The sequence below is a fragment of the Streptococcus sanguinis genome (assembly GCF_900475275.1).
GTDB lineage: Bacteria > Bacillota > Bacilli > Lactobacillales > Streptococcaceae > Streptococcus > Streptococcus sanguinis_N.
The window spans coordinates 639887-660962 of sequence record NZ_LS483364.1; the positions used below are offsets into that span (position 1 = coordinate 639887).

Sequence of the window (21076 nt, forward strand, 5' to 3'; positions counted from 1 at the left end):
AAGAAGAGGTTTATCATGTCTAAAATTTTAGTTTTCGGTCACCAAAATCCTGACTCAGATGCCATTGGTTCATCTTACGCTTTTGCTTACTTGGCTCGCGAAGCTTATGGCTTAGATACAGAAGTGGTTGCACTGGGTGAGCCTAATGAAGAAACAGCCTTTGTTTTGGATTACTTTGGCGTGGCGGCACCGCGCGTGATTACATCTGCTAAGGCTGAGGGAGCTGAGCAAGTCATCCTGACAGACCACAATGAATTCCAACAGTCTGTGGCAGATATCGCTGAAGTTGAAGTTTATGGCGTAGTGGACCACCACCGTGTTGCTAACTTTGAAACAGCTAGTCCACTTTACATGCGCTTGGAGCCAGTGGGATCTGCTTCATCTATTGTTTACCGTATGTTCAAGGAGCATGGCGTAGCAGTTCCAAAAGAAATTGCAGGATTGATGCTGTCTGGTTTGATCTCTGATACTCTCTTGCTTAAGTCACCAACAACTCATCCGACTGACAAGGCCATTGCACCAGAATTGGCTGAGCTGGCTGGTGTCAACTTGGAAGAGTATGGTTTGGCAATGCTTAAGGCAGGTACAAACTTGGCTAGCAAGTCTGCAGAAGAGTTGATTGACATTGATGCTAAAACCTTTGAGCTAAACGGAAACAATGTTCGTGTGGCACAGGTCAACACAGTTGATATCGCTGAAGTTTTGGAGCGTCAAGCAGAAATCGAAGCGGCTATTGAAAAAGCAATCGCTGATAATGGCTACTCTGACTTTGTCTTGATGATTACAGATATTATCAACTCAAACTCAGAAATTTTGGCTATCGGAAGCAATATGGACAAGGTCGAAGCAGCCTTCAACTTTGTTCTTGAAAACAACCATGCTTTCCTAGCAGGCGCTGTTTCTCGTAAGAAGCAAGTGGTGCCTCAACTGACAGAAAGTTTTAATGCTTAAAGAGCTCAAATGACGAAATAAGTTACTAGATGAGGGCTATTCCCCTCATACTTAAAAAGGAGTCTCGGCTCCTTTTTTGATAGGCGAGAGAAATGAAGATTCAAGATTTACAAGACGGAGATTTGATTTTTACAGTCGGATCTTCAGAAATTGCAGCAGCCATTCGGTCAGCAACTGGTTCATATAGTCATGTGGCTATCTTTTTTAATGGTGAGATTTATCATGCAACCCATGAGAAGGGGGTTGTCAATCAAGATTTGTCTGATTTTTTGCAGGATGAGGATGTTTATGACGTGTATCGCTATCCAGCTATTGAAGCAGAAGCTGTCTTTAAAAGGGCCAAATTGCATCTAGGAAAGCCATACAATTTCGGCTTCTATCCGCAGTCCGATGGTTTTTACTGTTCGGAGTATATTGCGGAAATTTTGCCGATTTTTGATACGATTCCCATGCAGTTTGGCGATGAGAAAAATCTGATTTCTGATTTTTGGCAGGAGTATTATCGGGACTTGGGCTTGGCTGTACCCTTAAATCAGCCTGGAACGAATCCTAGCCAGTTGGCTCAGTCAAGAAAACTCATCTACAAAGGAGAACTCCATGATTAAAATCATCAATCCCAGTCGTTTGACGCGCCAGCCTTTTTTTCAGGAGCTGATTGATTATTTGGATCAGCATGAGGCAGTGATTCTGCGGGAGATTAAGCGAGAGTTTGAGGGCGTGGCCAACATTGACCGCTCGATAGAGGAGTTTATCAAGGCTGGCTACATCAAGCGAGAGAACAAGCGATATTACCTGACCCTGCCACTTTTGGAAAGTTTGGAGGCTGTGCGTTTGGATCAGGAAATCTTTATCCGTGATGATAGTCCGCTCTATCAGGAACTGTTAGAGCTGCGCTTTGAGACCCAGCTTTCCAATCAGACCAATGCGGCTGTTTTGCTGGAAGAGACAGATTTTCAGCGGGAAAAGCTGACTTTGGCTAATTATTTTTACAAGATGCAACGCCAGTATCCCCTGTCTGAGGCACAAAAGCCTCTCTATGCTATCTTAGGCGATGTCAATCCAGAGTATGCACTCAAGTATATGACGACCTTTCTTCTCAAGTATGTCCGCAAGGATGAGCTCATGCAGAAGAGACGGGACATTTTTGTCGATAGCCTAGTGATTTTGGGCTATATTCGGCAAAACGAAGCAGGTAAGTATGAGTTGAAGGCCAGCTTTGATAAGGAGAGATTGACTTTCCAGCTGGACTGATGTTCCTGTAGAATGAGCAGAATATTTGACCTTTGAAAAGAAAAAACTTATACTACTGTAAACGGTATCAAATACTGTAAAAAAGAACGGAGGCAATCATATGTCACTAGAAAATAAATTCGATCAAGCTAAAGGCGCTGTTAAAGAAGGCGTGGGCAAAGTTACAGGAGATAATAAGACAAAAGCAGAAGGCGTTGTTGAAAAAACAGTTGCTAAAGCAAAAGAAGTTGCTGAAGATGCTAAAGAAGCTGTAGAAGGTGCTGTAGAAGGAATCAAAAACAGCTTGGATAAATAAAAAACAATCAGTCGATTATTCGGCTGATTATTTTTTTTGCTGATACATAAGGTAGAGGAAATAGGGGGCTCCAATAATGGAAATCAAAATGCCTGTCGGGACTGAGCTTCCGATGAGGAAGGTTCTTGTGATCGTATCTGCCCCTGTCATGATAAAGGCACCTAGCAGCATGGCGGCTGGAAAGAGTAAGCGATGATCGCTGGGTAGGAATCGTTTGCTGATATGGCTAGCCAACATACCGATGAAGACTATATTTCCAGCTAGAGATAGGCTAAAGGCGACGAGAGCACTGGCTAATAACAGGGTTATTTGCCGCTCTCTTTTTAGATGAAGCCCCAGGCCTAGAGCTGTTTCTTCATTTAGACTGAGGATATTGAGCTTGTGGGAGCGCAGATAGGTCAGCAGCCAGAATAAAAGCAAGAAGGGGCCAGCAATAGCTAGACTTTCCCAGTTATTACCCGTAATCTTACCAGCTAGCCAGCTAACTACATAAGTCAGTTTATTCTGATTAACACGGCCAGTGATTGCAATCATACTGGAAGACAGGATGGTTGACAAGGTCACACCAGCGATAATGTGCTTGACAGGGCTGATTGCTTGGCCTTTTTGATGTGAGATCAGGTAAATAAGGGCTACAGTCAGCATACCGCCAAAGGTTGCGATAAAGGGAAGATAGCGAATATAGAAAGGATCAGTCACTTCTAGCTTGCTGATAGCAAGAGTAATGATAACACCAGCTCCGGCATTGATTCCCAAGGTTCCCGAATCGGCAAGTGGGTTTCGGGTAAAGGTCTGCAGCAGTACACCGCTCATCCCTAGCGAAGCTCCTGCTAGAAGGCAGACCAGAATTCGAGGCAGGCGGATCTGCTCCATGATAAAGGTGCTGCCATCATCTCCTTGCCCCAGCAGATATCGAAAAGCTTCACCGACGTTAAATTCCTGATCGCCTGATGATAGAGACAGTAGGAAAATTAGGAAAGTCAGGAGGCTGAGGCTTACTAGAACCAAAAGAATCCGTTTTTTATCTCTCATAGAAGGCCCCCTTTCTCATCAGCCACAGGAAGACTGGCAGCGTAACGAGACTGATAATAGAGCTAAGAGGCAGACCGACCATATGACTTGCAGCAAAATCACAGATCAGTAGAAAGAGCGCACCTGTTAGCATCGTTAGAGGCAGGATTTTTTGGTAGTTCTTTCCGCTGATGGTTTTGACAAAGTGCGGAATAATCAGTCCGACGAGAGCTAGGCTTCCTACTAAGGCAACGGCTGCCGCTGATAACAGTAGAACAATACTCAGAAAGAACAGGGTTATCTGAGTTGTTCGCTGGCCTAAGCCCTTGGCTACTGTTTCATTGAGGCTGAGAATGGTTAGTTGGTGAGAAAATAGTTGAGCTAGTAAGAGGCCTAATAAGATAAAGGGAGCAATGATTTGCAGCATTTTCCAATTGGTTCCTAGAAGTCCTCCAGCCTGCCAACCGATGACAGCATTGGTCAGGTTGAGATAAATGGTCAAGCCTTGTCCGATAGCGGTCAGGAGTGTTGTTACCATGGCACCGGATAAGACAAGACGTAGTTGCTCAAAACCTTTTCTAGGATGGTAGGAGAGGCTAAAAACCAGAATACTGGCTAGACAGGCTCCTGCAAGTGAGAGCAGGAGGATGCTACTGTAGTGTATACTCTTAGAAAAGGCATAACCGCAGATGAGCGCTAGGCCAGCTCCAGAGTTGATCCCCAAAAGTCCTGGGTCAGCAATGGCATTGCGGGTAATTCCCTGCATGATGGCTCCTGAAACGGCCAAGCTAGCTCCGACTAGCAGAGCTGCAATTCCTCTAGGTAAGCGCAGATCTATGATGATGTTCTGGGCTGGACTTTCCTTGAAAGGATGGCTCAGCGTTTCTATCAGTTGCCGATGGGAGTAGCTGGGAATGCCAAAGCGCAGGTAGAGATAGAGTCCGCCAATCAGCAGGAGAATGAGGGCGAAAAAAACAAGCCAAAAAATATTTGGCCTATTTTTTTGAGTGAAGAGTGAATGAAGCGTCATCTGGTATCCTTTATATTGTCGAAAATAAAATAGCTGTCATGAGATATATCGCTTACTAGCAGTGTTTTTTCACTAGTCTGAGTTCCTGCAAGGAATGCCCTAGTTCATTTTTTCAAGGCCATCTTGAATAGTTTTGAGTTCGTATTCAAGTGTCAATGGATCGTTGAAATAAAAGGCGTTGGCATCCACTTTTAAGATGTGGTTCTGTTGGACAGCGGGAATAGATTTCCAAACATCGCTTTCGTAAAGAGCACTGCCTGTTTTATCATCTTCAGCTGCAACCAGGACATAATCGCCAATGTACTCACTCACCGTTTCTTGGCTGACTTGCAAGTAGCCACTTGGGAATACTTCATCCTTCACTTTTTGCGGGGCATCAAATCCCAGAGATTTGTAGATAACTTCTCCGCCTCGTCCCCAGTTGTTACCGAAGAGGTAGATTTCCTTTTCATATAGCCCAACAACAGTGAAAGTGACATTTTGTCCCAGCTTTTCTTTTAACTGTTTGCCAATATCAGCTGTTTTGCTCTTCCAATCAGCAATCCATTGATCAGCTTCTTTTTCCTTGCCAAAGATTTGGCCAAAGCGATTCAGGATTTCTAAATAGTCATTTTTTCCATAATCAATGGCAATAGTTGGAGCGATTTTCTTTAGTTCATTGATATTTTTGTCACTGGCATCTACCACGATAAGGTCTGGCTTTTGCTTGGCGATAGACTCCAAATCTTCTGGCATCAGGACCTTGGCGTTTTTGACTTTTTCTTTGAGGACAGGGTTTTTAGCATCATAGGATGTTACAGTGACAGGGTCGAAGCCTAGTTGCAGCAAATAGCCTGTGTAGGTAGAGGAGAGGCTGGCGATGCGTTTTGGATTTTTGGGGATATCGCCGTAGTAGTGGAATCCGTCAATTTTTGGCTTGCTGGATAGCTCGACCTTGTCTGAAGAGGCAGAGTTTTCAGATTTAGATGAGCTGCCGCAGGCAACTAAAAGGAAGATGGTGACAGTAAGGGTGGCAAATGATAAAAACTTTTTCATTTTTTCCTCCAATTCTATAAAAAGTTTAGAAGCTGTATCCATGAAGAAGATATGGGAAACTTATCTATGAATACATAACTTATTTAACGAGCTGATAGCTGAGGCAGAGCGGCTTATCCTGAATAGGATCTCGAATAATCTGGGCTTCAATCTGAAAAATGTCTCTCAGAATATCCGAAGTCATGATCTGCTCAACACTTCCTTGATACCGGATATGCCCATTTTTCATAGCAATCAACTGATGGGAAAAGCGGGCAGCTAGGTTGATGTCATGCAGAACCATGATAATGGTTTTTCCGCTGAGTTGGTTGAGGTCATTCAGCAACTCCAAGATTTCCAGCTGATGATTCATATCCAGATAGGTGGTCGGCTCGTCCAGAAAAATAGTCTCTGTATCTTGAGCTAAAGCCATAGCAATCCAGACGCGCTGGCGCTGACCTCCAGACAAATCATCCACCTGCCAGTCCGAAAATTCGCTGACCTGAGTTGCTTCCATAGCCCAGCAGATTTTTTCCCGGTCTTCTGTACTGAGCCTGCCCAAGCCAGTTTGATGCGGAAAGCGGCCATAAGAAACCAGATCATAGACAGTGATGCCATCGGTCGCCTCCATGGTTTGGGGCAGCAAGGCAATCTTTTGCGCCACCTCCTTGGTCGGCAGTAGGGCGATGGACTGTCCATCCAGGGTTATACTGCCGGCTTTTGTCGGCAAAATACGAGTAAAAGCCTTGAGAAGAGTGGATTTACCGCAGCCATTGCTACCGATAATAGTTGTAATCTTTCCCTCGGCGAGTTGGCAGTCCAGTCCGTCAATAATAACCTTTTGATCGTAGGCGACCTGGATACTTGCTGCAGAGATAGTGGACATAGACTTCCTTTCTGGCTGATTCTTCTATCAGAATTACGCCTTTTATTATACCATAAAAATTTTTCTAAAAAAAGAGTTTTCTGACAATTTAATAAAAATAAAATAAAAAAGTTTTATAAAATTGTAAATAATAAAAATTTAAGCTTTTCATGCTAAGATAGAAATATTAAAAAGGACCTGCAATGATGATATGAATTTACAGGTGGTGAAAGGAAAAATGATGAAATTATTGACAAACCTACGCCCCTCTAAGCCTTTGAAAGAGCTGAGGTGGTTTGATATTGCTGTGATTACTCTGCTCATGTTTGGGCAGTTTATTTACCGCTCAACGGAGCTTTATTTAGCTAGCTTTGCGCCAGCTTCCAGCTCAGGAGCGACTGAAACGGTGACCAATACAGCCAGCGAGGGAGCAGCTTTTTCTAGCAATTTCAATTTTCAGCTACTGATGCTGGTCTTGACCATTCTTTATCTATTGCTTCGGCGCTTTGACTTTAAGCAGCTTCCCATCCGTATGAGCTGGTCGGTTCTCCTCTGGACTCCACTTATTTTTGTAGCAGTAGGGTTCTTTGGTGACATTGTGACGACACTGAGCGGCGAGTATAATTACTTTGATCCAACTCTCTGGTCTTATGTAGATGTTCTGGAAATCTTCCGGAAATTTGCTGAACTGACACCTATGGCCATCCTCTACGGACTTCTCAATGGTTTCTATGAGGAATTCTTCTTTCTGGGGCTTATGACCTCTGTTAGGGATAAGTATAAGTGGTGGGCTCTGGCCTACTCTACTATCATTCGGATTTCTTTCCACACCTATCAGGGCATGCTGTGGGCCTTGGTTATCGGAGTGGTGTACGGTCTCTTTTACTATTTCCTTTACAAGTACAAGGTCAAGAACCTCTTGCCTTTCTTTCTCATGCACGCCTTGGCGGATATGTTTGGCTCCAGCTTGATGTACGTTCTGATTAAATGGCGTTAATCTCTACTAAACAAGAATAAAAAGGCGATATGCTCGCCTTTTTTCTTATAAATACTTTTCAGCAAGAGCATAGTCTCCTGGATAGGCTACTTTTTCTCCTTCTACGATTTGGTAAGCATCTGCTCCTTTACCAGCCAGAATGACGGCATCTCCCTCTCGCTCAGTCAGACTGAGAGCTTTTTTGATGGCTTCTTCTCGGTCGGCTATTTTGTCCACTGGATAGGAGATGTAGGATGCGATTTCCTCCGCAATGGCTAGAGGATCTTCATAGTTAGGGTCGTCTGCGGTTAAGATAACGGTCAGCTCAGGATGCTGATTAAGTAGGAGACCGAAGTCTTTGCGGCGGCTTTCACCCTTGTTGCCGGTAGCACCCAAAAGGAGAATAATCTTGCCCTTTTGGTGTTTCTCTACCACAGACAGCAGGTTGCTCAGGCTAACACCATTGTGAGCATAGTCAACGAAGACCTTGGCGCCGTTTTTCTGAGTCAGAACTTCCATACGGCCTGGGACTCGGGTTGCAGCAATTCCTTTTTTGATGTCTTCGAGGCTAGCACCCAGACGCAGACAGGCAAGACCAGCCGCTACTGCATTTTCCTGATTGAAGCGGCCGATGAGCTGGATATCGTAGCGGCCAGCTAATTTACCAGCAGCTTCAAAGCTGAAAGCCTGAGAATCTATGATGGTATTGCTTGAGCCTGCTCCATAGAAATCATGTTCCATAGAAGAGACTTGCTCTTTCACGATTTGGAAATGGTTCATGCCGCTATTCACAATAACTGCTCGGCTATTGTCCATCAAGAGCCGCTTATTATAGAAATAATCCTCAAAGGTTGGATGCTCAATAGGGCCGATATGGTCGGGGCTGATATTGAGAAAGACACCGACATCAAAGGTTAGGCCATAGACCCGTTTCTTGAGATAAGCCTGACTGGAAACTTCCATGATGAGATGAGTCCGACAGTTGGCTAGGGCTTGGGCCATCATTTTGATAAGATCCAAACTCTCTGGTGTAGTCAGAGTTGACTTGAAGAAGGTCTCGCCATCCAAAGTAGTGTTCATAGTCGAGAGCAGGGCAGGCCGATGGCTTTGAGAAAGGATCTGATAGGCAAAATAAGCTGTAGTTGTCTTGCCCTTGGTGCCAGTAAAGGCCAGCAGTTTGAGCTTTTTCTCAGGATGGCCGTAAAATTCCATGGCTAAGAGACTCATGGCTTGCTTGACGTCGTTGACCAAGAGGACTGGAATGCCCACTTGAAAGTCTGTCTCGCTGATATAAAAGCGCAGGCCAGCTGAGACTGCTTTTTCTAGAAATTCTTTCTTAAAAGCCTCACCCTTGACAAAAAAGAGGGTAGAGGCATCTGCTTCCCTGCTGTCATAACTGATACTATCGAAAGTCAAGCCGCTATAGGAGAAAAAGTATTCTCCGTCTTTGACAATATCACGAAAATTATGGTCTTCTTTTAAAATAGCTAATACGGTTTCAATTTTAATCATAAATCTATTGTAAACCTTATGGCTGGGTTTTACAAGAGGCAAGGAAAAGTTTATAATAAAAGAAGAATAAATAGAAGAGGTTTTCTATGAGCCAAGAAACAACAAGCCAGCAGCAGCAGATGCTGCGGGGAACTGCCTGGCTAACTGCCAGCAATTTTATCAGCCGTCTTCTGGGGGCCATCTATATCATTCCTTGGTATATTTGGATGGGTAAGCACGGCGCCGAGGCCAATGGCCTTTTTACTATGGGCTACAATATCTATGCCTGGTTTTTGCTGATTTCGACAGCCGGCGTGCCAGTGGCAGTGGCCAAGCAGGTAGCTAAGTACAATACCATTGACAAGGAAGAGCATAGCTTTACTCTCATTCGAGAGTTTCTCAAGTTTATGCTGCTTTTGGGAGCTGTCTTTGCAGTGATTATGTACCTGCTCTCACCAGTTTTCGCTTCTATGTCAGGCGGTGGTTCAGACTTGGTTCCAGTCATGCAGAGTCTGTCTCTGGCCGTTTTGATATTCCCATCGATGAGTGTTATCCGAGGTTTTTTCCAAGGTTTTAACAATCTTAAGCCTTATGCCATCAGTCAGATTGCGGAGCAGGTCATTCGGGTTATCTGGATGCTGCTGACAGCCTTTTTCATCATGAAAATCGGTTCTGGCAACTATGTAGAAGCGGTTACCCAGTCAACATTTGCAGCATTTATCGGTATGCTGGCTAGCATGGCTGTCTTAGCCTTCTATCTCTGGAAGACAGGGATGCTGACCTCCATCCTTCATAAGCCTGCCAATGCTGGGGAAATCAATGGCCGCGCCCTCCTTTGGGATACCATCCGAGAAGCCATTCCTTTCATTATCACAGGATCTGCCATTCAGCTTTTTCAGATTATTGACCAAGCTACCTTTATCCATGTCATGGGCTGGATTAGCAAGTACAGCAAATCCGAGCTGCTGGTTCAGTTTGCCTACTTCTCAGCAAATCCTAATAAAATTACCATGATTTTAATTGCAGTGGCTACTTCTATCGGTGGTGTTGGGATTCCTCTCTTGACCGAGAACTATGTCAAAGGTGATTTCCGATCGGCTGCACGCTTGGTGCAGGACAATCTCAGCATGCTGATTTTCTTTATCTTGCCAGCAACCATTGGTGCTGTTTTGGTAGCGGAACCTCTATATACCGTTTTCTATGGTAAGCCAGACGGCTTAGCACTGGGACTTTTCATCTTTGCTATGCTGCAGACCATTATCCTCAGTCTATATACGGTGTTGGCTCCGATGATTCAGGCCCTCTTCCAGAATAGAAAGGCGATTATTTACTTCCTGTATGGAGTAGGAGTCAAGCTGGTGCTGCAAGTACCCTTGATTTATATTTTCAAAGCTTATGGACCTCTTCTTGCGACGACGATTGGTCTGATTATCCCAATCCTGCTCATGTATCGGGAAATCCGTCAGGTAACTGGTCTGAATCCTAAGAACCTCTTTAAACGGAGTCTCCTGTCAGTGATTCTGACGGTTCTGATGACTATCTTTGTCTTGGTAGCAGAGCTTCTTATCGGTCTCTTCCTTCATCCTAGCGGCCGAGTTTCCAGCTTTGTCTATATAGCTCTGATTGGCGGTATCGGTCTTGCTGTCTATGGCGGTCTGGCGCTCAAAGTTCGCCTTATGGATCGCTTTATCGGTTCAAAAGCGGCTAGTCTGCGCCGACGCTTTCATATCTATTAAAAAGCCGCAGGGCTTTTTAATTTTTAGATTTGTTTTTCTAAAACTTTAACATTATAGTTTCAAACTATAGCTAGCTCTTGAAAAGAAAAAAGAAAAATGTTTTCAAAAGATGTTACAATAGAGGGTGAAATATTAGCGAAGGATTGGAAGGTTAATATGAGTAAGGACGTAAAATTAAATACACTACTGGCTCAGGCTGGGGTTAAAAAAGATGAAACAACTGGTGCTTTAACAACACCCCTGCATTTTTCAACGACCTACCAGCACCCTGAGTTTGGCCAGTCAACAGGTTATGACTATACTCGAACCAAGAATCCAACGCGGGTTAGCTTGGAAGAGACTCTGGCTGCTATCGAAAGTGCAAATTATGCTCTAGCGACTAGTTCTGGTATGTCGGCTATTGTGCTGGCCTTTAGTGCCTTTCCGGTCGGCAGCAAGGTTTTGGCTGTTCGGGATCTCTATGGCGGATCTTTCCGTTGGTTTGCCCAAGCTGAAGCAGAAGGGCGTTTTGCCTTTAGCTATGCCAATACAGAAGAAGAACTTCTGAATAGTCTAACAGAGGATATAGATATTGTCTATATCGAGACACCGACCAATCCTCTTATGGTAGAGTTTGACATTGCCCGCATTTCCCAAGCGGCTCATGAGCGAGGAGCAGCTGTCATTGTGGACAATACCTTCTACAGTCCCATTTATCAAAGACCGCTGGAGGATGGAGCTGATATTGTTCTGCACTCTGCAACCAAGTATCTGGGCGGGCACAATGATGTCTTGGCTGGAGCCATCATGACTAATGATGCTGCTATTTATGACAAGCTATTCTATAACCTCAATACAACTGGGCCAGTCCTGTCTCCTTTTGACAGCTATCTGCTTTTGCGCGGTCTCAAGACACTGGCTCTCCGTATGGAGCGCTCTACTCAGAATGCACAAGAAGTAGTCGCTTTTCTGAAAAAATCTTCTGCGGTAAAGGAAGTTCTCTATCCAGGAAAGGGTGGTATGATTTCCTTTAAAGTTGTGGACGAAGGGAAGATTCCTCATCTCCTAAATAGCCTGAAAGTCTTTACCTTTGCGGAAAGTTTGGGTGGAGTAGAGAGCTTGATTACCTATCCGACTACCCAGACTCACGCTGACATTCCAGTTGAAGTGCGTCATTCTTATGGCTTAACTGATGATTTGCTGCGCCTGTCGATTGGAATTGAGGATAGCCGAGATTTGGTAGACGATTTACGTGCAGCCTTGGAGAATGAATAATATGGGAAGATATAATTTTGAAAAAGCCCCCTGTCGTGTAGGGCATCATACTTATAAATGGAAAGAAGTGGAGAAGGACAAAGAAGTTCTGCCAGCCTGGATTGCAGATATGGATTTTGAAGTCCTGCCTGAAATCCAGCAAGCTGTTCATGACTATGCTAATCAGCTAGTTTATGGCTATACCTATGCCAGTGAAGAGCTGATTAATGCCGTGCTAGATTGGGAGCGGGATGAGCACGACTATACGTTTGATAGGGAAGCCTTGGTATTTATAGAAGGAGTTGTTCCTGCTATTTCGACAGCTATCCAAGCCTTTACCAAGGAAGGTGATGCCGTTCTAATCAACACTCCTGTTTACCCACCTTTTGCCCGCAGTGTCAAGCTCAATAATCGTCAGCTTATTACCAATTCTTTGATAGAGCAGGATGGTCTCTTTCAGATTGACTTTGAGCAGTTGGAGCGGGACATTGCAGACAATGAAGTCAAGATTTATGTTCTTTGCAATCCGCACAATCCCGGAGGTCGAGTTTGGGAACGGGAAGTGTTAGAGAAAATTGGCCGCCTCTGCCAAAAGTATGGCGTCCTCTTGGTCTCAGACGAAATCCATCAAGATTTGACGCTGTTTGGTCATGAACATCAGTCTTTTAATACTGTTTCGCCTGACTTTAAGGACTTTAGCCTGATTTTAGCCAGTGCGACTAAGACCTTTAATATTGCTGGAACCAAAAATTCCTATGCTGTGATTGAGAATCCTAGCTTGCGGCATCAGTTTAAAAAACGCCAGCTGGCCAATAACCAGCATGAAATTCCTGGTCTTGGATTTTTAGCGACAGAAGCAGCCTATCGATACGGTTGGTCTTGGTTGATGGAGCTCAAGGAAGTTCTTGAGAAGAATGTGAATTTTGTGGTTGATTATTTTGCCAAGGAAGCACCTCGCGTACGGGTCATGAAGCCTCAAGGGACCTATCTGATTTGGCTGGACTTTTCAGATTATGGCCTGACAGATGACCAGCTCTTCCAGCTGCTGCGAGAAGAGGCAAAGGTCGTCCTGAATCGAGGAAGTGATTTTGGTCAAGAAGGTAAAGGTCATGCTCGCCTAAATGTTGCTGCTCCAGAGACCATGGTTGAAGAAATCTGCTCCCGTATTGCAGAGGTATTGCCAAAATAAATCAAAAATTTTTTGAAATTTGTTTCAAGCGAGAAAAATGATTGACAATCCTTTGAAAGAGGAGTATAGTAATAGTGGAAAATCGGTAGGTGAGGCTACCATAAGGATACGGATGACTACCGCAAAGCAGTGGAGACACTACTCGTTGGTTAACAGTCCTGATCGCCAAGGTCAAGACTAAGCTCATTTCATCGCCTTATGGAGTTAAAGCTTGAACGGTGAATGCTTGCTTTATCTGTGCTTAAAACAATGAAGCAAATAACCTGACATGCAAACAACCCTGCTGAGAAATTGGCAGGGTATTCTTTTTTGCTGAAAATATTTCAAGAGAGTAAATAGTTGATTGGCCTGCCTCTTAAGAAAAAAGAAGGAGGAGGAATAATGAAATTTTGGTATTCTAGTACCAGTCCTTTTGCGCGTAAAGTATATGTTACAATTTTACACCATCATTTAGAGGAGCAAGTGGATATTCAGAAAGTTCAGGTGGCTTTTGATAGAAATTCACCGCACAATCAAGATAATCCTTTAGGTAGAATTCCTGCTTTTCAAGCTTCCAGTGGAGAATGGCTATATGGTAGTGATTTAATTTCTCAATATTTAGACGAACTAGGTCAGGAAGTCTCACTTTTCCCCAATGGAATGGATAAATGGCATGTTTTAAATATACTGTCCATTGCTGAAGGAATTTTGGAAAATACAATGCCGATTGTTGCGGAAAAATTTTTCCATGAAAAAGAACATTGGTGGAAAGACAGACATCAGCAAATTGAAGAGAGAAATATACGGAGTTTGTCTTTGTTAGAGAAACTGGCTACTGAGCAGGGGCTCTCTTTAAATATTGCAACAATCCAAGTAGTTGCTCTTGTAGATTGGTGGAATCTACGTGAAGAAGTTATTGGATTTTCTTTGAAAGAAAATTTTCCAGAATTGCAAGATTGGACACAGAAGATGAATGCCACTTTTGATGTCTTGCGGGCTTCATGGGACTTTTAATTTTTTTTTATAAATTAAGAAAGGAGACACGCGATGCAAATTGACGATTATCCGGAACCGCACATACACAGCCAATCGCTGATTTGTGTCGTTCTGTCCTCATAAAGTGATTGGTCCCTGTGTATGAAAATTATCAATCATACATCAAGGAGAAACCAATGAAAACAGTAAAAGAAAGATTAGTTGCTGCTCTGCAGCTTCCTGTAAAAGAAACTCTGGCATTTTACAAGAGTTCCTTTCGCGGCCTGACAGAAGAGCAGGTCGAAGAAAATCGTGACCTCTATGGTGAAAATATCATCACAAAGGGTCAGGAAGACTCTATTCTAAAGAAAATTTACGAGTCTATCATTAACCCCTTTACAGTCATCCTATTGGTGATTGCCCTAGTGTCTTTAGTGACCAATGTTTGGCTGGCTAAGCCTGGTGAGGAAGATCCGACAACTTCCATCATCATTGTTGTTCTGGTGCTGATTTCTGGAGGCATTCGTTTTGTTCAGGAATTGCGGAGTGACCGCGCTGCTAGCAATCTGTCTCGGTTGATTGTCAACACTGCTACGGTTATCCGTGAAGGAGCAGAGCAGGAACTGCCGATTGATGAGCTTGTTGTAGGAGATATCATCAAGCTTAGTGCCGGAGACATGATTCCTGCAGATGTGCTGCTACTGGATTCGCGTGATTTCTTTGTTCAGCAGTCCGGCCTGACAGGGGAAAGTGATGCAGTAGAAAAGGTCTGTTTGGCCAAGTCAGATGAACAAAATCTCGATAGCCTTTTAGAAACAGAGTCGCTAGCCTTTATGGGAACCAATGTTATTTCCGGAAGAGCTACGGCTCTAGTGCTGGTGGTTGGTGATGAGACCATGATGGGAGCCATTGAGCAGACACTGAACACCTACGATGAGCTAACCTCTTTTGAGCGCGAGATGAATAGCATTTCCTGGCTCTTGATTCGTCTGATGCTCGTCATGGTGCCGGTCGTGTTCTTCATCAACGGTTTGACAGATGGCGACTGGCTGGAAGCAGGTGTCTTTGCCCTCAGCGTTGGGGTCGGCCTGACTCCAGAAATGCTGCCTATGATTATCACAGCGAGCCTGGCTAAAGGTTCCATTATTATGGCTCAGGAAAAGGTCGTGATTAAGAAGCTGAACGCTATTCAGGATCTAGGAGCTATTGATATCCTTTGTACGGATAAGACAGGCACACTGACTCAAGACGAGATTGTGTTAGAATACCCGCTGGATATTCATGGTGATTTGGACTTAGCAGTGCTCCGTCGTGCCTTTCTCAATTCCTACTATCAAACTGGTCTCAAAAACCTCATGGATCGAGCTATTATCAACCGGACGGAGAAAGAAGCAGAAAAGCATGAGATTGTCCGTAATCTAGACCAAACCTTTAAGAAAATTGATGAACTGCCCTTTGATTTCGAGCGTCGTCGTATGAGCGTTATCGTTAAGGATGATGAGGATGTTATCAGCATGGTGACCAAGGGGGCCTTGGAGGAAATGCTGGCTATCTCTAGCCATGTAGAATACAAGAACCGCATTACGGAATTGACTGAGGAGATTCGTCAGGAAATCCTTGCGGAAGTGGCTCAACTCAATGAGCAAGGGCTGCGAGTGCTTGGTGTTAGCTACAAGTCAGACTTAGAAGAAGATTACGACTATGAAGTCAAGGATGAATCTAACATGATTTTGACGGGCTATCTGGCCTTTCTAGATCCACCTAAGTCATCTGCGGCTCCAGCTATTGAAACCTTGGCTGAGTACGGCGTTGCTACTAAGATTTTGACCGGTGATAATGATAAGGTGACCCAGACAGTTTGTGAAAAGGTTGGGTTAGATGTAGATAATATCTTACTAGGTGTAGAGGTGGATGCCTTATCTGATGAAGAATTGAGTCAGGCAGTGGAGCATACAACGGTTTTTGCCAAGCTCTCACCTGACCAAAAAGCTCGGATCATTCTCCAACTCAAGGCTAATGGCCACAAGGTTGGCTACATGGGTGATGGTATCAATGATGCACCTTCTATGAAGGTAGCAGATGTGGGTATTTCTGTTGATACAGCTGTCGATATTGCCAAGGAAACAGCAGATGTCATTCTGCTGGACAAGGACCTTATGGTTCTGGAGAAAGGGCTGGTAGAAGGGCGCAAGGTCTATGCCAACATGACCAAGTACATTAAGATGACGGTCAGTTCCAATTTTGGGAATATCTTTTCTCTCCTCTTTGCCAGTATCTTTTTGCCATTTCTTCCTATGGCACCAGTTCATCTGATTGTCCTCAATCTAGTTTATGACTTGTCTTGTATAGCTCTGCCCTTCGATAACGTTGACAGTGAATTTCTCAAGAAACCACGGATTTGGTCTGCTAACTCTATTACCCGCTTTATGGCTTGGATTGGTCCTATCTCATCCGTTTTTGATGTTTTGACCTATTTGTTGCTCTACTTTATTATCGTACCTATGATAACAGGTGGCAACTATCAAGCTGGCACTGAACAGGCGGCGACCTTTATCACTCTTTTTCAAACAGGCTGGTTCGTTGAGTCCATATGGACCCAGACCATGGTTATCTACATGCTGCGCTCACCTAAGCTGCCATTTGTGCAAAGCCGTCCTGCTTTGTCTGTCATTGTGACGACCATTGCAGCAGCCCTCTTTGTTACTTCCCTGCCATACAGCCTCTTTGCGTCAGTTCTGAAGACAGCTCCGCTAAATGGCACTTATTTCCTTTTCCTCCTCTTGATTATTGCGCTTTATATGGTTTGTGTAACCCTTGTTAAACACCTTTATATCAAGCGCTATAGAGAATGGCTGTAAGGTGAAGAAAATCTTTGAAAAGGCTTGCTTATGGCAAGCCTTTTCACACTTTTTTTGATATAATAAGAAGAATAAATTGAAAGAAGGAAATCCAATCATGGGAAAACTTGAAGTTATCGCTCATCCACTTATTCAGCATAAATTGTCTATCTTGCGTCGTACAGATACCTCTACCAAGGCTTTTCGTGAATTAGTTGATGAAATCGCAATGCTCATGGGATATGAGGTTTTGCGCGATTTACCACTTGAAGATGTAGAAATTGAAACACCGATTACGAAAACAGTTCAAAAGCAGATTGCAGGGAAAAAATTAGCTATTGTACCAATTCTGCGGGCTGGTATTGGCATGGTGGATGGACTTCTGAGCTTGGTTCCAGCAGCTAAAGTTGGGCATATCGGAATGTACCGTGATGAAGAAACCCTGAAGCCGGTTGAATATTTGGTTAAGCTGCCAGAAGATATTGACCAACGTCAAATTTTCGTTGTTGATCCAATGTTGGCTACGGGTGGTTCTGCTATCTTGGCTGTGGATTCTCTGAAGAAACGTGGTGCTAGCCACATTACATTTGTCTGCTTGGTTTCTGCGCCTGAAGGAGTAAAAGCCTTGCAGGAAGCTCATCCAGATGTTGATATTTTCACAGCTGCGCTGGATGACCATCTCAATGACCATGGTTATATCGTACCAGGACTGGGAGATGCAGGAGATCGTCTTTTCGGAACCAAGTAAAAGTTTATATTTGACCTTTTTTGACCAAAAGGATATAATAGTCTCGTAATTTGAAATTCTATTCCCCTAGTTTGATAGAAAAATTTAAAAAGAGAAAGAGAGAAAACTATGATTCCTGTAGTTATTGAACAAACCAGCCGAGGAGAACGCTCCTATGATATTTACTCCCGGCTATTAAAAGACCGCATTATCATGCTGACTGGCCCAGTAGAGGATAATATGGCTAATTCAGTCATTGCCCAGCTCCTTTTCTTGGATGCACAGGACAATTCTAAAGATATTTATCTCTATGTAAATACGCCGGGGGGATCCGTTTCAGCAGGTCTGGCTATTGTGGATACTATGAACTTCATCAAGTCTGATGTTCAGACCATTGTTATGGGTGTAGCTGCCAGCATGGGAACAATCATTGCTTCCAGTGGTGCTAAGGGCAAACGCTTCATGCTTCCAAATGCAGAATATCTGATTCACCAGCCGATGGGCGGAGCTGGAAGCGGCACTCAGCAAACGGATATGGCCATTGTAGCTGAACACTTGCTTAGAACTCGTAATACCTTGGAAAAAATCTTAGCTGAAAACTCTGGCAAGTCCGTTGAGCAAATCCACAAAGATGCAGAACGCGATTACTGGATGAGCGCTCAAGAAACCTTGGAATACGGCTTTATTGACGAAATCATGGAAAATAGCAACTTGAACTAACATAGGAGGAGCCAAAACCGGCTCCTTTTTTTGCTGTTTTGAATCTGACAAGCTAGCAAGTTTAGGTGTTTTAAGCTAATCATAAAGCTTTTGAGGGCTAGTTTTTTTGATATATCTTTGCTATAATCATCTAAGAACTACATGGACCGGAAAGGAGTTTTATGATAGAAAGAGAAGAAAGAGTGGGCTTGATTGTCTATCTTTACTATAATCGAGATGCCAAAAAGCTGGCAAACTTTGGGGATATTATTTATCATTCTAAGAAGCATCGCTATCTGCATCTCTATGTCAAGCAAGAGGAAGCCCAGAACTTACAGGAGAATCTGCCCAAGGAGCGCTATGTTAAGCAAGTTCGGATTTCTCACATAAAAGAACTAGATCAAAACTTTGTTGGAAGCCTGTATAGAGAGCAAGAAAACGTTATCATTTGATAAAATTTCTATAAGGGGTTGACAATTGTCAGATAATTCGATATATTCTTACTATATCATCAAATAAATCACTTAAGGAGATTTCCTAATGAAGAAAAAATTTGCACTATCCTTAGTAGCTTTTGCTAGTGCGGCCCTTCTCGCAGCTTGTGGAGAGGTATCTAACAACAACTCAACAGCAACTGGTACAGAAATTGGCGATACGATTAAATTTGGTTTTAACTTTGAAGAATCAGGTGAAGTAGCAGCCTACGGTACAGCTGAACAACATGGTGCTCAGTTGGCAGTTGATGAAATCAACGCTGCTGGTGGCGTAGATGGCAAGAAGATTGAAGTTACTGATAAGGATAACAAATCAGAAACTGCTGAAGCATCTACCATCACTACTAGCTTAGTTACCCAAAGCAAGGTAAATGTAATCATTGGCCCTGCGACTTCTGGAGCTACAGCTTCAGCTACTGCAAATGCTGCTAAAGCGGGTGTACCAATCATTACACCAAGTGCGACACAGGATGACCTGACCAACAAGCAAGATTATCTTTTCCGTGCTACCTTTATTGATAGCTACCAAGGTAAAATCATTTCTAAGTATGTCACTGACAACTTGAAAGCTAAGAAAGTCGTTCTTTACTACGACCAATCTAGTGACTACGCTAAAGGAATGGCGGATGCTTTCAAGAAGGAATTCAAAGGTGAGATTGTAGCAACAGAAACGTTCCAATCTAAGGATACAGACTTCCAAGCTGCTTTGACAAAGATTAAGGGCAAAGAATTTGATGCTCTGGTTGTTCCAGGTTACTACACGGAAGCTGGTAAAATTGTCAATCAAGCGCGTGGTTTGGGTATTGACCAAACAATCGTTGGTCCTGATGGCTTTGGTGATGCTAAGTTCGTTGAGCAAGCAACTCCTGCGGCAGCTACAAATGTTTACTATGTATCTGGCTTTACAACTTCTGGTGAAATGTCAGAAAAAGCTAAGAAGTTTATTGAAGCATATAAAGCTAAGTACAAAGAAGAGCCATCTATGTTTGCAGCTCTGGCATATGACTCTGTTTATATGGCAGCAGAAGCAGCCAAAGGTGCTAAAACTTCTGTAGATATCAAAGACAACTTGGCTAAGCTTAAAGATTTCGATGGAGTGACCGGTTCAATCACTATTGATAAAGATCACAATCCAGTTAAAACAGCTCTGATGATTGGCTTGAAAGACGGTCAAGTAGATACTGTAGAAACAGTCAAAGCGGAATAATAGTTACGAGGCTGGGGCTATCCCAGTCTTTGACTTGTTTTCTATTTCTAGTTGCTTGAGCAAGTTAGTAGATGATTTCTTTCTTTATAAATCTACGGATTTGAAAGAGTATTGTTTTATAATCTATTCTTCTTCGTTTCTCAATCAACTATTATTCGTATTTTGGGAGTGGGATGATAAAATCACGACCTAGTCTGCTGATTTTTGTCCCATTCCTTATTTTATTATAGAAAGAGTGGTGTCTAATGCTCCAACAATTAGTCAACGGTCTAATCCTGGGTAGTGTTTATGCGCTTCTGGCTTTGGGTTATACCATGGTTTATGGGATTATTAAGCTGATTAACTTTGCCCACGGCGATATCTATATGATTGGTGCCTTTATGGGTTATTACTTAATTAATATCCTGAAGTTTAATTTTTTCCTTTCTCTCATTTTAGCGATGATTGGGACAGCGATTCTTGGTGTGGTTATTGAGTTTTTAGCCTATCGTCCTCTGCGAAATTCGACTCGGATTGCGGCTTTGATTACAGCCATTGGGGTCTCTTTTCTCCTCGAGTATGGCATGATTTTCTTTGTCGGTGCCAATACCCGTTCCTTCCCACAGGTTATTAAAACAGTACGCTTTAACTTAGGACCGATTTCTATCTCAAATATTCAGTTGCTGATTTTGGGAATTTCTATTTTCCTCATGGTGGCTCTGCAGTTTATCGTGCAGAAGACAAAGATGGGTAAGGCTATGCGAGCTGTATCTGTAGATAGTGATGCTGCTCAGCTCATGGGAATCAATGTCAATCGGACAATCAGCTTCACCTTTGCGTTGGGGTCAGCTCTTGCAGGAGCTGCTGGTGTTCTAATTGCCCTTTATTATAATTCATTGGAGCCTTTAATGGGGATGACTCCAGGTATTAAGTCCTTTGTAGCGGCCGTTCTCGGTGGTATTGGAATCATTCCTGGTGCCGCGCTTGGTGGCTTTGTTATCGGTCTTTTGGAAACTTTTGCGACAGCGCTTGGACTATCTGATTTCCGCGATGCCATTGTCTATGCGATTTTGATTGTTATTCTTCTGATTCGTCCAGCTGGTATCCTTGGCAAAAATGTGAAAGAGAAGGTGTAAG

Annotated in this window: 19 protein-coding genes, 1 pseudogene and 1 riboswitch; of the genes and pseudogenes, 15 read left to right on the top strand and 5 right to left on the bottom strand. The window is 43.4% G+C overall.

The window, feature by feature from the left end; genetic code table 11:
* Window positions 1-15 precede the first annotated feature (15 nt).
* From DQM55_RS03320 to DQM55_RS03335, 4 genes are all read left to right on the top strand, one after another.
* Window positions 16-951: a manganese-dependent inorganic pyrophosphatase gene (locus DQM55_RS03320; protein ID WP_111675452.1), complete on the top strand. Its 936-nt coding sequence runs from the start codon at window positions 16-18 to the stop codon at window positions 949-951.
* 92 nt (window positions 952-1043) lie between these two features.
* A complete protein-coding gene (locus tag DQM55_RS03325; RefSeq protein ID WP_111675453.1) occupies window positions 1044-1556 on the top strand; it encodes a YiiX/YebB-like N1pC/P60 family cysteine hydrolase in 513 nt (170 codons plus the stop codon).
* Window positions 1549-2202, top strand: coding sequence for a DUF1803 domain-containing protein (locus DQM55_RS03330; RefSeq protein WP_111675454.1), 654 nt, complete (start codon window positions 1549-1551; stop codon window positions 2200-2202). Before DQM55_RS03325 ends, DQM55_RS03330 begins: the two co-directional genes overlap by 8 nt.
* A 100-nt stretch (window positions 2203-2302) precedes the next feature.
* Entirely contained in the window at window positions 2303-2497 is a 195-nt protein-coding gene (locus tag DQM55_RS03335) for a CsbD family protein (protein WP_111675455.1), read from the top strand.
* Window positions 2498-2524: 27 nt separating this feature from the next.
* On the opposite strand, the gene DQM55_RS03340 is transcribed toward DQM55_RS03335, so the two are convergent.
* From DQM55_RS03340 to DQM55_RS03355, 4 genes are all read right to left on the bottom strand, one after another.
* Entirely contained in the window at window positions 2525-3529 is a 1005-nt protein-coding gene (locus tag DQM55_RS03340; protein WP_111675456.1) for a FecCD family ABC transporter permease, read from the bottom strand.
* On the bottom strand, window positions 3519-4538 hold the full coding sequence (locus tag DQM55_RS03345) for a FecCD family ABC transporter permease (protein ID WP_111675457.1): 1020 nt from the start codon (window positions 4536-4538) through the stop codon (window positions 3519-3521). Before DQM55_RS03345 ends, DQM55_RS03340 begins: the two co-directional genes overlap by 11 nt.
* A 99-nt stretch (window positions 4539-4637) precedes the next feature.
* Window positions 4638-5573, bottom strand: coding sequence for an iron-hydroxamate ABC transporter substrate-binding protein (locus tag DQM55_RS03350; protein WP_111675458.1), 936 nt, complete (start codon window positions 5571-5573; stop codon window positions 4638-4640).
* Between the two features lie 79 nt (window positions 5574-5652).
* A complete protein-coding gene (locus DQM55_RS03355) occupies window positions 5653-6438 on the bottom strand; it encodes an ABC transporter ATP-binding protein (RefSeq protein WP_111675459.1) in 786 nt (261 codons plus the stop codon).
* A 220-nt stretch (window positions 6439-6658) separates the two neighbouring features.
* Between DQM55_RS03355 and DQM55_RS03360 the strand changes: the two genes are divergently transcribed.
* Window positions 6659-7414: a CPBP family intramembrane glutamic endopeptidase gene (locus DQM55_RS03360; protein WP_231909459.1), complete on the top strand. Its 756-nt coding sequence runs from the start codon at window positions 6659-6661 to the stop codon at window positions 7412-7414.
* A gap of 45 nt (window positions 7415-7459) precedes the next feature.
* Here the strand turns inward: DQM55_RS03360 and DQM55_RS03365 are convergent, their stop codons facing one another.
* Window positions 7460-8905: a UDP-N-acetylmuramoyl-L-alanyl-D-glutamate--L-lysine ligase gene (locus DQM55_RS03365; RefSeq protein WP_111675461.1), complete on the bottom strand. Its 1446-nt coding sequence runs from the start codon at window positions 8903-8905 to the stop codon at window positions 7460-7462.
* An 86-nt stretch (window positions 8906-8991) separates the two neighbouring features.
* Between DQM55_RS03365 and DQM55_RS03370 the strand changes: the two genes are divergently transcribed.
* The 10 genes and pseudogenes from DQM55_RS03370 (at window position 8992) to DQM55_RS03420 (ending at window position 21075) form a co-directional block, all read left to right on the top strand.
* Complete coding sequence (locus DQM55_RS03370) at window positions 8992-10620, top strand: putative polysaccharide biosynthesis protein (RefSeq protein ID WP_111675462.1); 1629 nt, start codon at window positions 8992-8994, stop codon at window positions 10618-10620.
* A 96-nt stretch (window positions 10621-10716) separates the two neighbouring features.
* Window positions 10717-11874, top strand: coding sequence for a cystathionine gamma-synthase (locus DQM55_RS03375; RefSeq protein ID WP_111675463.1), 1158 nt, complete (start codon window positions 10717-10719; stop codon window positions 11872-11874).
* Between the two features lies 1 nt (window position 11875).
* A complete protein-coding gene (locus DQM55_RS03380) occupies window positions 11876-13042 on the top strand; it encodes a MalY/PatB family protein (RefSeq protein ID WP_049548018.1) in 1167 nt (388 codons plus the stop codon).
* Window positions 13043-13116: 74 nt separating this feature from the next.
* Window positions 13117-13273: riboswitch (M-box (ykoK) riboswitch) on the top strand.
* A 150-nt stretch (window positions 13274-13423) separates the two neighbouring features.
* The gene (locus DQM55_RS03385; RefSeq protein WP_111675464.1) at window positions 13424-14035 is read left to right on the top strand and encodes a glutathione S-transferase family protein; all 612 of its coding nucleotides are present in this window, start codon (window positions 13424-13426) and stop codon (window positions 14033-14035) included.
* A 158-nt stretch (window positions 14036-14193) separates the two neighbouring features.
* A complete protein-coding gene (mgtA, locus tag DQM55_RS03390) occupies window positions 14194-16854 on the top strand; it encodes a magnesium-translocating P-type ATPase (RefSeq protein WP_111675465.1) in 2661 nt (886 codons plus the stop codon).
* A gap of 97 nt (window positions 16855-16951) precedes the next feature.
* Window positions 16952-17581 carry a uracil phosphoribosyltransferase gene (upp, locus tag DQM55_RS03400; protein WP_002894672.1) on the top strand — a complete coding sequence of 210 codons (630 nt, stop codon included), beginning with the start codon at window positions 16952-16954 and terminating at the stop codon, window positions 17579-17581.
* Window positions 17582-17680: 99 nt separating this feature from the next.
* Window positions 17681-18280 (top strand): annotated as a pseudogene (locus tag DQM55_RS03405) (ATP-dependent Clp protease proteolytic subunit); the annotation flags it as partial.
* Window positions 18281-18441: 161 nt separating this feature from the next.
* Entirely contained in the window at window positions 18442-18711 is a 270-nt protein-coding gene (locus DQM55_RS03410) for a YlbG family protein (protein WP_002920616.1), read from the top strand.
* Between the two features lie 88 nt (window positions 18712-18799).
* Window positions 18800-19960, top strand: a complete 1161-nt coding sequence (locus DQM55_RS03415) for an ABC transporter substrate-binding protein (RefSeq protein WP_111675467.1) — start codon at window positions 18800-18802, stop codon at window positions 19958-19960.
* A 245-nt stretch (window positions 19961-20205) separates the two neighbouring features.
* Window positions 20206-21075 (top strand): branched-chain amino acid ABC transporter permease, encoded by an 870-nt coding sequence (locus DQM55_RS03420; protein WP_002897070.1) that lies wholly within the window; start codon window positions 20206-20208, stop codon window positions 21073-21075.
* The last annotated feature ends 1 nt before the right edge of the window (window position 21076 follow it).